This window comes from bacterium, from assembly GCA_029210965.1.
GTDB lineage: Bacteria > BMS3Abin14 > BMS3Abin14 > BMS3Abin14 > BMS3Abin14 > JALHUC01.
This window is the reverse complement of the sequence record JARGFZ010000064.1, coordinates 1-9517: the sequence shown is the minus strand read 5'-3', so window position 1 is coordinate 9517 and position 9517 is coordinate 1. Positions and strand designations below refer to the sequence as shown.

Genomic DNA, 9517 nt, shown 5'->3' with positions numbered 1-9517 from the left:
TTAGTATTCCGCACAAGCGAACGACTCAGCAACGCCGCCGGAACGGAAAAGAACCTCGTGAATAGTCCGGGCTAGACCTCTACGCAAACCCCGATGCTGATAAGCTCCTGTGACCCCCCTGGTTCGTTTATACCTGATATTGTATACCAGATGATAACAGGATGCTTGGGGTATCAGTAACTATAATTGTCAGACCTTTTTACCTGTCCCGGGAGTTAACTGTTGCATGGAAGGAAATAGGTGAAGGTAACTATAATGTCATACCAATTTGTGGAAGGAGGTTCAGGGAAGAAAAATGGTATCGGCAACGGTTCAGTTTTAACTCAAGGCCACGAGGACCAAACCGGCGAACATTGTTGCCAGGCCAATGACCTTCCAACGGTGAACAGGTTCCTTGAGAAAAACAATACCCATGAGAGCTGCTGCCAGGATACTGACCTGGCGGAAGGCTACAATGAGGCTCACGTCCCTGGCGTAAGCCAGGGGAAGCAGGGCCATCCCGTAGGTGAGGTATATAAGTACTTCAGTGCCTGCTGCCCAGCGAAAAGGCACTTGCGCCATTCTGGTACTTCCGCTTCTAAAAAGGAGGAAGATGCCAAGCCAACTGGCACAGGCAAGGGCCTCGACGAACGCATAATTAAAAGTTATGGGAATAATACCGTAGACCTGACCGATATCGGCCCTCACTATCCGCAGGGCACTATCATCTACCATGGAGTAACCGGTGGTTTCTATGGCAGCCAAAACGGCCATGGCAAAGGTTCCTTTAATAAAAGAAATACGTCTGAGGGGAAATACTTCCTTCACTGATATCAGCGTTCCTCCTGCCAAAACCAGAAACGTTCCTGCTATAAAATATCTTCCAAGCAGATCCCCTTTTCCGAGAAGTATGGTGACGGGGGGCACAAAGATTACAGGTAGGGATCTTATCAAAGGGTACGAAACAAACAGATCTCCGTGTCTGTATGCTGCTGCAAGAGTGATACAATAAAGAGTCTGGAAGAGGCCTGTGATTGCCAAAAGAACCCAGACGCGGCCTGGCATGGCGTAAATAATGCCGGGGTAGGTAACAACCCATGGGAAAAAGATTCAGGCTCCGACGCTGTTGGCGACCAGAAAAAAAGCGGCGGACGGTATGGATCGTTTATTGATCAGGTTCCAGTAGGCGTGGATAATGGCAGATATCAGTATCAGGATGATGGCGAATTTGGACAAGGATATAACCTTTCTTGCAGGGGCTGGTAAAACTTCCGTGAAGTGTAACGGCATGGTAAGATGTGTGGACGTCGATTAACACCCCGAATATTTTAAAATACGGCCTGCGGAAAAACCCCCATGAAGGGAGATCTGTTCTTGATTAACAAAATCGATCTGGAATATTTCAGGAACCTTCTGGAGAAAAAACGAAAAGATCTCCTGGCTCGCCAGGACGGCCAACTGGAAGCGGCCAGCGCCATCGAACTGGACCAGGCGCGGGTGGGAAGGTTGTCCAGGATGGATGCTATGCAGCAGCAGGCCATGGCCAAAGCGACGAATCACCGTTCTGCCCTGGAGCTGCAGCGGATAGAAGCCGCTCTTGTTCGCATCCGGACAGGGGATTACGGGTATTGTCTGAAGTGCGGGGAGGGTATCGCAGAAAAGAGGTTGAAGGTTGATCCCGGCGCACTGACGTGCATCGTTTGCGCCGGGCTGGCGGAGAGAAATTAGCGACAGAAACCAGCGTGCTACCTCCAGTAGATCGGAGTTTCTTTTCTGGGAAATATTTTTACAAATAGTGGGCTTTACTGTCCACTTTGTATAATCGCAGTTCCAGACATAAATGATAAAAACGACAACAGAAACAAGGCTTTGGCTAAAAAAACCATACTTTAAAGGTAGTTAGGTAATGAACGGCATTTCGGGAATGGAACTTGCTCATATTAAGCTGTTCGGGGTCCGTCATCCGGGGTTAAATTCGGGTAATACCTTTTTTAAAGATCCCGAAGGTGATTCCTGTACCTAATGTGGTACAATAGTAACCATTACAAATAAACCAACTGCTGCAATGAACGGAAGCTTCGCCTTCACGTCAGGAGAAAAGGTTACTGCGTGCAGGCTCGTTTCTGACTCTTTCAATGTGGCAAACAGGGAGGTAGAACATGAAATTCAGATCAGGGGTGTTGGCTGTTTTTACAGCTGCTTTACTGATAGCCGGGTGCGGGGGGGCAGGTGGTGAGAAAACGGCCTCCCTTGCCTTTAACATGGAGCTTCTTCAGACCGAGGGTGATTATCTTATTGAGGGCGTTGTATATAACGACCTCAATATGGACAGCATTATGGATGTGGGTGAACCCGGGGTTCCGGGGGCGGTGGTGACCCTGGTCGGCCTGGATGAGATGACTACAGGAAATGACGGCATGTTCGCTTTTGGTGTCTCGGCCGGGGCCTACACCGTAATAGAGACCGACCCGGCAGGCTACACTTCCATCACGGAGAATGAGGTTGCCGTGGAGGTGGTGGATGAAAATGTGTGGGTTGAGTTCGGCGACTATATGGAGCCGGTTCTTCCCGTGGACGTCAAGCCCGGAAGTGAAATCAACCCTCTGAACCTCAAGAGCAACGGTGTCCTCCCGGTGGCGATCCTCGGTTCGGAAACCTTTGATGTCACCCGGATCGACCCAGCCTCTGTCCGGCTCAACGGGGTCGCGCCCCTGAGGTGGAGTTACGAGGATGTCTGTGGGCATGATGACATGGGCACGGACCCTGATATGAACGGCGACGATGGGGATCTGCCCGACGGGTACGATGACATGACCCTGAAGTTCTCCACACAGGAGATCGCTGCTGCCCTGGGTGAGGATCTGTCCCGGGGTGATATTGTGATACTGACGATGACGGGTGACGTCGATGGCAGCACCGTTTTGGGTGAGGAGACGGTGTGGATCGTCCAGGTGCCCAAGAAATAGGAACTTTTACATATGCTGTTTCCAGAGAGGCGGGGCGAAATGCCCCGCCTCTTTTATTTTGCCTTTCCCGTGTTCCAACTTTTCTGCTCCTGATTTTCTCGCTCTAATGACTGCTGGATTCTGGCTACTGACTCCTGTTTCTTTTTCCAACACCCGTTCGATTCCCGAACACCGGAAAAGCCAAATCCGGATTCCGGGTTCCGGATCCAGGATTTCCTAAGGTGCTGTTTTAATTCGTAATTCTCAATTCGCAATCCGTAATCATTCCTTTGGCATTCCACTTGCTCTACTACCGGTATCAATACCAAAACCAATCTTTTTGAAAGGAGTCAATTATGGGTGATATGACAGTTATGCAGAAACAGGAAATTGCCAGGGGTGCCGAGGCCATGGGTGCCATCGTTGGACGGTATGCGAAGAGGAGATCAGAAAAGGTGATCTCTCCCCTCGGTACGCTATCTTTCTGGGGTAAGGTCCTCGCTGTTGTGGCGGCGGGCGTCATGATTGCCAGTATCGGAATGATCTTTTTTGATGCCTCTGACATTGTGGTGGAACGCGGGCAGAAAGCGGTTGTAGCCAGAGACACTGTCAACGTGCGTCAGGCCCCCTCCTCAAACGCACCTGTTGTCAGCAAGGCCAGGTCAGGTGAGAGTTTTAACATCACCGGCAATAAAGGAAGCTGGACCGGTGTGCGTACCTCCGATGGTAAAATATCCGGATGGATCGCCTCTGCTCTTCTGAATACACGGACAGCCAGGACCCTTAACTTTCAGTACGAGATGAAGGGTTACTTCACTATCGCTCTCATTGCGATGATGGTGATCTTCTTTGCCCTGAGAATGAAGAAGGTTCCTGTGGAGATGTCGGCAGGCCGAAGAGGGTCCGAAACCCTTCTGGTCAACAACGATTAAACAGCCACAGTCCCGAGACGGTCAATGTGGAAAACGGCGCCTTCCTGAGGGGGGGACCGAGATGGGGGTGAAACGAGGACCCGGAATCCAGCCATTCAGGCCGCGGTGTAGTTCGAAGAACGAAGACGGGTGGCATTCCTAAAAAATACTGTAAAAGCTTTAACGCGGAGGGCCGCAAAGTAAATCATAAAAAGCCACCGCAGGGTTACGCAGAGTAAAGCCTGGAATATGTTGGAAGGCACGGTTGCTACAAAAGCAATGTTTTTCACCACAGGGTACACCCGTCTTCGCTTTCAGCTTCGCCGTGGCAGGCAGGGTTTCACAGGGGAAGGCTTGAATCTGGGGGAAACCTTTGAGATCTGAGATTTGAGCTCTGAGATTCAACTCTATTTCACGGCACTACTTACTGATGGTGCTCCCGGGTCTTGACGAAATCGATGTCAGGGTTTTTTTCGATGGCGTGTCCCATCATCCATTCGCTGGTTTCGAGAAAGGTGAGGCTTCCCCCGGTGTCCAGGGCCAGATGGGCCTGATTTTTCCTCTTAAACTCTTCCATAACCTTCTCATTATCACACAGCACCCAGCGGGCAGCTCCGAGATCAACAGGTTCATAAGCAGCGTCCACCCCGTATTCCGCCTTAAGACGCGCGACGGTTACCTCGAACTGAAGCACACCCACCGCGCCGAGGATCATGTCACTGTTGAGGAGAGGCCTGAAGACCTGGACGGCACCTTCCTCGGAGAGCTGGAGCAGGCCCTTTTGGAGCTGCTTTGCCTTGAGGGGGTTCTTAAGCCTTACCCGCCGAAAGTGCTCCGGCGCGAAGTTGGGTATCCCTGAGAACTGAAGTGGTTCCTTCTCCGAAAAGGTGTCACCGATCTGAATGGTGCCGTGGTTGTGGATCCCTATGATGTCCCCAGGGTATGCCTCCTCCACATTGGTCCGGTCCTGGGCCATGAAGATGGTTGCGTTTGCCAGGTTGATGTCCTTTCCCAATCTGTGATGGCGGACTTTCATCCCCCGGGTGAACTTGCCCGAGCAGATCCTCAAAAAGGCCACCCTGTCCCGGTGGGCTTTATCCATGTTCGCCTGGATCTTGAAGACGAATCCGGAAAACGCTTCCTCTCCAGGGGATACATCCCTTGTGGTCGCAGCCTGAACGCCAGGACTCGGGGCGATCTCGATGAAAGTGTCGAGCATCTCGCCCACACCGAAGTTGTTAATGGCGCTTCCAAAAAATACAGGGGTCTGATTCCCCTTCAGGTACTGCTCAAGTTCGAAAGGGTTGGCGGCTCCGTCCAGCAGTTCCAGGTCTTCCCTCAGTTTGTCGGCCTGGTGACCAAGCAGCTCGTCCAGGCGGGGATCGTCCAGTCGGTTTATGGTGATCGAGTCGTCAGAGAGAGTATCCTTGCCCGAGGTGAAAAGGATCAGTTCCTTGCGGTAACGGTTGTAGGTTCCCTTGAAAGATTTACCCATCCCGATGGGCCAGGTCAGGGGCGCGCATTCCACCTGGAGGGTTTCTTCTATTTCGTTGAGTATCTCCAGAGGTTCTTTCCCTTCCCGGTCCAATTTGTTGATAAAGGTCAAAATAGGGGTGTTGCGCTGCCGGCACACCTCCATGAGTTTGCGGGTTTGGGTCTCGACGCCCTTGGCGTTATCGATGACCATGACGGCACTGTCGACGGCAGTCAGCACTCGATAGGTATCCTCGGAAAAATCCTGATGGCCAGGCGTGTCGAGGAGGTTAATCTCGCGATCCCGGTAATTGAACTTCATGACCGAACTGGTAACGGAAATGCCCCGTTCCTGTTCGATGGCCATCCAGTCGCTGGTGGCGTGGCGGGATGCCTTGCGCGCCTTGATCTGGCCTGCCATCTGGATCGCCCCGCCGAAGAGAAGGAGCTTCTCAGTAAGGGTGGTCTTGCCTGCATCGGGGTGGCTTATGATACCGAAGGTACGGCGCTTTTCAATTTCCTTTTGAAGCTTGTTTTTCACGGGTTTTCCTTTTCCTTCATTACTCAATACAAAGCCGGAATATATATCGTGTATGGTAAGTAATGTCAAGGGTGCCCGTAGTTTGTGCCGGGCCGGTCCAAGGTCCATCCACCTTCGCCAACCGACTATGCTTCCACCTTCACTGAAGTTACGGCGGACAGGAAAGCTACGACAGTCAAGAAGCCCAATGTCCAAAGAGAACAGAAAAGGGCTAAGTGTAATAATAACCATGATTCGTGATGAGATATCAGAAACTTCAAACCTCAAACATCAAACCACAAACTTATGTTAATACCTGGATAATATTTGGCTTGTATATCGGCTGCGGCTGCGTTAGAAGATACGGACCAATGAGGCAAACCCCCGTTTGTGTGTATCTTTACCTCGTATCTAAAGGAGAGCCCCCTGGACACTGTAAAGTTTGGAAATACCGGTCTTGACGTTTCCCCTCTGGTTTTCGGAACCCTTCCCCTGGGTGCTCTTCAGGCCAACGTGACCCCTTCCCGGGGAGGAGCACTAATCCGCTCAGCCCTGGAGCGGGGAGTGAACATGATCGACACCGCCCACCTTTACGGGACTTATGCCCACGTCAGGGAAGGCATCCAGGGGTACACCGGAGATGTGTTTATCGCTTCCAAGACCCACGCTGCCGACGCCGCCGGAGCCCGGGAACAGGTGGAGACTGCCCTGGGGGAAATGGGCATAGATCATCTCGACGTTCTGCTCCTTCACGGTGGCAGGGTTGCCGAACCGTTCACCGAGCGTGCCTCGGTTTTTGATGAGCTGTGCCGCATGAAAGAGGAGGGTCTGACCAGGACCATCGGCATCTCCTCCCACTACATATCGGTTATCGGTGAAGCGGCCGGCGTTCCGGAAGTGGATGTCATACATCCCCTCATCAACCGCACGGGGATGGGGATCCTGGATGGGAGCGCGGGGGAGATGGCTGAGGCTATTGCCCTGGCTGCTTCATCGGGCAAGGGGGTCTATGCCATGAAGGCGCTGGCCGGCGGGAACCTCATCTCCAGCGCCCGTGAGAGTCTATCCTGGGTAATGGCCCTCGAGGGAGTGCACACACTTGCCCTGGGAATGCTGTCCGAAGCGGAGATCGAGGCCAACGTGGAGCTTTTAAGCAGCGGCAGTGCCCCCGGTGAAGTGTGGGATGAGCTGGAAAAGGGCCGGCGCAGTTTAACGATCATGAGGAATTTCTGCACCGGGTGCGGAGCATGTATTGAAGTGTGCAAGGACGGAGCGCTGAGCATGGTGGAAGGTGCAGCATTAGTGGATCCATCGCTCTGCGTCCTGTGCGGTTACTGCGGGGCGGCGTGTCCGGATTTCATCATTAGGGTAACGTGAGTTGTGAACCGTGAATAGTGAACTGTGAACCGCTTGCCACGTCGGAGCTGATCGCGAAGGCGGGTGAACCGTGATCAGCAAATTTTCAATCCTGAATCCGGAATCTGGAATCCGGAATTAATTTCCCCTTATTTCATATTGAGAAGCGTATATCCGTAATCCACGATCTTTTCCACCTCGTTCATCTGCTCCAGTTCCAGGGAAATAGTCAGTTTTCCAGCGCCTCTCCCTGAGATGAAACCTCCCTCCTCCCCTTCACTGAAATAAACGCCAAAACCCAGTTCATCTTCGGTTGTATATATGATCTCAATATAGGAACTTTCTGTTTTGCTTCGCTCCTCGGACAGGCGGACCATGGAGGCAAGAGCTGCTGATAGTCCTTCGATCTCCTCGATATCCAGGAAGGATGAGGTTGGCCTCTCATCACTCTGTCCCTCATTCACCTCTATTATGAGCCCCTTCAGCCTGTGTTCCTTATGGCCGGGTTCATAGGTTGTGATGTTATCTGAACCATCATTTTACATTTTCAGCTTTTTCCGTCCCAGCAGGACCTTCTCCATGACCAGGGCCAGGCCGCCTATGACGAACAGCCCGATGAGCCAGATGGAGGCGAAAATCAGGCGATTGAGCCTCATGATGTGAATACGGCTCTTGACAAGGTCCTCCACCGGAAAAGTGATGCTGAGCCCGCCACGGATCCCCTTGGCTGAGTGGCTGGGAAGGTGGCAGACGTTGCATGGTTCTTCCAGAGCGAGGGGTGCCATGTAACGGTATATGTGGCGTCTCTCCTCGTCTTGAGCCAGCTCAAAATAGGAGGCTTCACCGGCCTCGAAGCTTTCAAGGGCTGCCTTTTCCCAACCAACGGCCGCGTTGGCCGGCCGTATGGGTCTTAGACTGGTAAGGCGGGTCTTGACTCCACGCCTCTCGAAACCGATCTCGGATACCTGTCGCGTCATGTAGGAAGGGTTGACCAGGGTCAGCTTCATTCCGTCGGTTGTCTCGACATCTCTTCTCGGGTGGTCAAGGTACGGGTTAGGTGGTGTGGTTTCACTGGGGACGACGTAAACTCCGCCCTGCCTGGCGGTCCAGCTCCGCATATCCACCATGACCTGGAACACCGATTTGGCCTGGCTTATGGCGATCTGGTTGATGAGCCGTTCTTCCTTGATGCCGACGAGGTTGACCATGGTGATGATGAATAAGGTCCAGGTGACGGCCAGGACAACAGCAAAAATATTATTAAGTTTACCCATTATCTTTACCCCCGGGAAAGAGTGCCATTGCAGCTGGGTAAGATAGTACCATAAATCACATCCTGGCTGAAAGTGAACCCTGTGTTCAGATTAACTGATCATTGGGGTTTCCTGGCCCCCATTTTGCCAGACAAAAGGTTTCTGCAAGTTTCCTGGATGATACCTTGTGCAATTATCTGTGTGGTTCTATAATGGAGCCTAAACGGAACCATATAAGGAGGTAGTGATGTCGGTCAATCTTTCCATTAAAAATGTGCCGGAGAAAATTGCCGAGAAATTGCGCCGCCGGGCTCAGAGGCATCATCGCTCCCTCCAGGGGGAACTGATGAGCATTCTAAAGCAGAGCGTCTACGAAGAGCGGTACCTTTCACCTGCGGAGTTGCTGGCGGAAGTCAGGGCGTCCGATCTTTGTACACCTGATGAATCTGCCGCGTTTCTGAGGGAGGACCGGGATGCGGATCTGCGTCGTTGACGCCTCGGCAATGGGGGCTTTGCTCTTTGGAGAATCGAAAGCCGAGGAGGTCGCCAAGGTCATGGAAGACGCTCATCTGGCTGCGCCCGCCCTGCTCCGGTTCGAGATGGCCAGCATATGTTTGAAAAAGATCGTTGCTCATCCAGAACTGGAGACTCGATTGATGTCGGCCTTCGATCTTTTCAACAGGTTTGCCATCGACACGGTTCAGGTCGATCACCGAGCGACAGTGACTCTGGCAATGGCTACAGGTCTTACAACCTATGATGCAAGCTATCTGTGGCTGGCCAAAGAACTGAAGGGGGAACTGATAACTCTGGATGAAAGATTGATCATGGCAGTTAAATCCTTATAATTCCAGTATCCCTGCTGCCAGAAACCATTGGGGTCTACCATCGGATTTTAGTCAGGTGACAGCCCGCCTCCGAGATAGTAGACTTTGTTTTGACGGGGGTGTGGCTTGTGGGGTTGGTGGTCCTAAAGGACTCACTTGTCTCTGAATTGCCGCCCCTGAACCGCCCCGAGATTGCCGGAGACTCCATTCTTTAAGAGGATGGGGTCATGAGAAAAAAAATCAGATACTCTCC

11 protein-coding genes are annotated in these 9517 nt (G+C 52.3%); 6 read left to right on the top strand and 5 right to left on the bottom strand.

The window, feature by feature from the left end; translation table 11 throughout:
• Window positions 1–318 precede the first annotated feature (318 nt).
• Together P1S59_13815 and P1S59_13810 are read right to left on the bottom strand one after the other, a co-directional pair.
• The gene (locus P1S59_13815; protein ID MDF1527312.1) at window positions 319–807 is read right to left on the bottom strand and encodes a hypothetical protein; all 489 of its coding nucleotides are present in this window, start codon (window positions 805–807) and stop codon (window positions 319–321) included.
• A 282-nt stretch (window positions 808–1089) separates the two neighbouring features.
• Window positions 1090–1215 carry a hypothetical protein gene (locus tag P1S59_13810; GenBank protein MDF1527311.1) on the bottom strand — a complete coding sequence of 42 codons (126 nt, stop codon included), beginning with the start codon at window positions 1213–1215 and terminating at the stop codon, window positions 1090–1092.
• Between the two features lie 138 nt (window positions 1216–1353).
• Here P1S59_13810 and P1S59_13805 point away from each other — a divergent pair, with 138 nt between their 5' ends.
• The 3 genes from P1S59_13805 to P1S59_13795 all read left to right on the top strand — a co-directional run bounded on the left by P1S59_13805 (window position 1354) and on the right by P1S59_13795 (window position 3856).
• A complete protein-coding gene (locus tag P1S59_13805) occupies window positions 1354–1707 on the top strand; it encodes a TraR/DksA family transcriptional regulator (protein MDF1527310.1) in 354 nt (117 codons plus the stop codon).
• A gap of 431 nt (window positions 1708–2138) precedes the next feature.
• Window positions 2139–2945: an SdrD B-like domain-containing protein gene (locus P1S59_13800; protein ID MDF1527309.1), complete on the top strand. Its 807-nt coding sequence runs from the start codon at window positions 2139–2141 to the stop codon at window positions 2943–2945.
• Between the two features lie 335 nt (window positions 2946–3280).
• A complete protein-coding gene (locus P1S59_13795; protein MDF1527308.1) occupies window positions 3281–3856 on the top strand; it encodes an SH3 domain-containing protein in 576 nt (191 codons plus the stop codon).
• 403 nt (window positions 3857–4259) lie between these two features.
• Here P1S59_13795 and P1S59_13790 read toward each other — a convergent pair whose 3' ends face one another.
• The gene (locus tag P1S59_13790) at window positions 4260–5849 is read right to left on the bottom strand and encodes a peptide chain release factor 3 (GenBank protein MDF1527307.1); all 1590 of its coding nucleotides are present in this window, start codon (window positions 5847–5849) and stop codon (window positions 4260–4262) included.
• A gap of 369 nt (window positions 5850–6218) precedes the next feature.
• On the opposite strand from P1S59_13790, the gene P1S59_13785 reads away from it, so the two are divergent.
• Entirely contained in the window at window positions 6219–7205 is a 987-nt protein-coding gene (locus P1S59_13785) for an aldo/keto reductase (GenBank protein ID MDF1527306.1), read from the top strand.
• Between the two features lie 128 nt (window positions 7206–7333).
• Here the strand turns inward: P1S59_13785 and P1S59_13780 are convergent, their stop codons facing one another.
• Together P1S59_13780 and P1S59_13775 are read right to left on the bottom strand one after the other, a co-directional pair.
• The gene (locus tag P1S59_13780; GenBank protein ID MDF1527305.1) at window positions 7334–7648 is read right to left on the bottom strand and encodes a hypothetical protein; all 315 of its coding nucleotides are present in this window, start codon (window positions 7646–7648) and stop codon (window positions 7334–7336) included.
• Window positions 7649–7723: 75 nt separating this feature from the next.
• Window positions 7724–8458 carry a DUF3365 domain-containing protein gene (locus P1S59_13775; GenBank protein ID MDF1527304.1) on the bottom strand — a complete coding sequence of 245 codons (735 nt, stop codon included), beginning with the start codon at window positions 8456–8458 and terminating at the stop codon, window positions 7724–7726.
• 226 nt (window positions 8459–8684) lie between these two features.
• On the opposite strand from P1S59_13775, the gene P1S59_13770 reads away from it, so the two are divergent.
• Together P1S59_13770 and P1S59_13765 are read left to right on the top strand one after the other, a co-directional pair.
• Complete coding sequence (locus tag P1S59_13770; GenBank protein ID MDF1527303.1) at window positions 8685–8930, top strand: Arc family DNA-binding protein; 246 nt, start codon at window positions 8685–8687, stop codon at window positions 8928–8930.
• Window positions 8911–9285, top strand: coding sequence for a type II toxin-antitoxin system VapC family toxin (locus tag P1S59_13765; protein MDF1527302.1), 375 nt, complete (start codon window positions 8911–8913; stop codon window positions 9283–9285). The genes P1S59_13770 and P1S59_13765 overlap by 20 nt, the downstream gene beginning before the upstream one ends.
• Window positions 9286–9517 lie beyond the last annotated feature (232 nt).

Excerpts from the sequence above, each read along its gene's own strand:
- P1S59_13795 (MDF1527308.1), top strand. The coding sequence starts at position 3,281 with ATGGGTGATATGACAGTTATGCAGAAACAGGAAATTGCCAGGGGTGCC.
- P1S59_13775 (MDF1527304.1), bottom strand. The coding sequence starts at position 8,458 with ATGGGTAAACTTAATAATATTTTTGCTGTTGTCCTGGCCGTCACCTGG.
- P1S59_13800 (MDF1527309.1), top strand. The coding sequence starts at position 2,139 with ATGAAATTCAGATCAGGGGTGTTGGCTGTTTTTACAGCTGCTTTACTG.
- P1S59_13765 (MDF1527302.1), top strand. The coding sequence starts at position 8,911 with ATGCGGATCTGCGTCGTTGACGCCTCGGCAATGGGGGCTTTGCTCTTT.
- P1S59_13770 (MDF1527303.1), top strand. The coding sequence starts at position 8,685 with ATGTCGGTCAATCTTTCCATTAAAAATGTGCCGGAGAAAATTGCCGAG.